Below are 943 nucleotides of genomic sequence, written 5' to 3'. Positions count from 1 at the left end.
GAGCCCGCCATCCGCCGGTTCCAGTACACCGTCGCAGAGAGTGTTGCGCTCGTTGTAGGACGGGATCATCACGCGCAGGCCGAGCTTGTGCAGCACTTCCAGCCTGTGCAGCTTCTGGCCGACGAAGTCGCCGCCCTGCGTGCCGATGATCAGCGCGGCCTGGCCCTGTTCCTTTGCTTCGACGATGTCGCGCGCGGTCAGCGCGATGCGAGTGGTAGGGTAGGTGCGGGCGACACGCCACCAATCCATACAGGCGTCCACGGCATCTTCGAAATTCGCCTGCGGGCGAAATGCCGTCAGCAGATAGGCGGTCGGCGTATGGCAATGCAGCTCGCCGAAATCCGCGTCCTCCCAAACCTGCACACAACCATCGATGAACAGCCAGGTGCTTTCCCGCGGCGTGTGCCAGCCCTTCGCCAGCGGATGTGGAGCAACCTGATCATAACGCGCATGCATCGCACGGCCTCCCGATCAGGAAAACGTTGCATGCGGGCTCCCAGGGGGTCAATGCGGCTTGAGCCGCCGCCTCCGCTGCGAGCTCCCCGACGCCAGCTTTCTGTAGAATCCCGCGAACAACTGGCCCGGTCGCGGTGCCAGCGCGTCGCCGCGTCAACAGCTGCGGCGTTTTTTGCCGCGCGGAGCCCTGTCCGGCGTCGACGCCCTTGAGACAGATCGGGGAAGTTGAGGAGCGGAGGATTTCTGGCTCATCGTAACCATCAAGGAGTGAAGATGAGCCAGAAATCCTCCGCGCCAGCCGCCATTGCGGCTGGCCCTGCGAAGCAGCCCGCCGAGCGGGTGGTGCGTGACATCCGCCGACGCACCCGCAAGCAGCACTCAGCCGAGGAGAAGATCCGGATCGTGCTGGAAGGCCTGCGCGGCGAGGACAGCATCGCCGCGCTGTGCCGACGCGAGGGCATTGCCGAGAGCCTGTACTACGCCTGGT

Annotated in this window: 2 protein-coding genes; one reads left to right on the top strand and one right to left on the bottom strand. The window is 65.0% G+C overall.

Features of this window, described 5'->3' with window-relative positions; all coding sequences use genetic code 11:
* A partial coding sequence (locus ACLF3M_RS35320; RefSeq protein ID WP_430661700.1) for a membrane dipeptidase occupies window positions 1-456 on the bottom strand: 456 nt, incomplete at its 3' end.
* Between the two features lie 273 nt (window positions 457-729).
* Between ACLF3M_RS35320 and ACLF3M_RS35315 the strand changes: the two genes are divergently transcribed.
* The coding region (locus tag ACLF3M_RS35315; protein WP_430661699.1) for a transposase at window positions 730-943 on the top strand (214 nt) is incomplete at its 3' end.

It is taken from the genome of Falsiroseomonas sp. HW251 (genome assembly GCF_050563545.1).
In the GTDB taxonomy this organism is placed as follows: Bacteria; Pseudomonadota; Alphaproteobacteria; order Acetobacterales; family Acetobacteraceae; genus Falsiroseomonas.
This window is presented reverse-complemented; position numbering and strand designations above follow the sequence as displayed.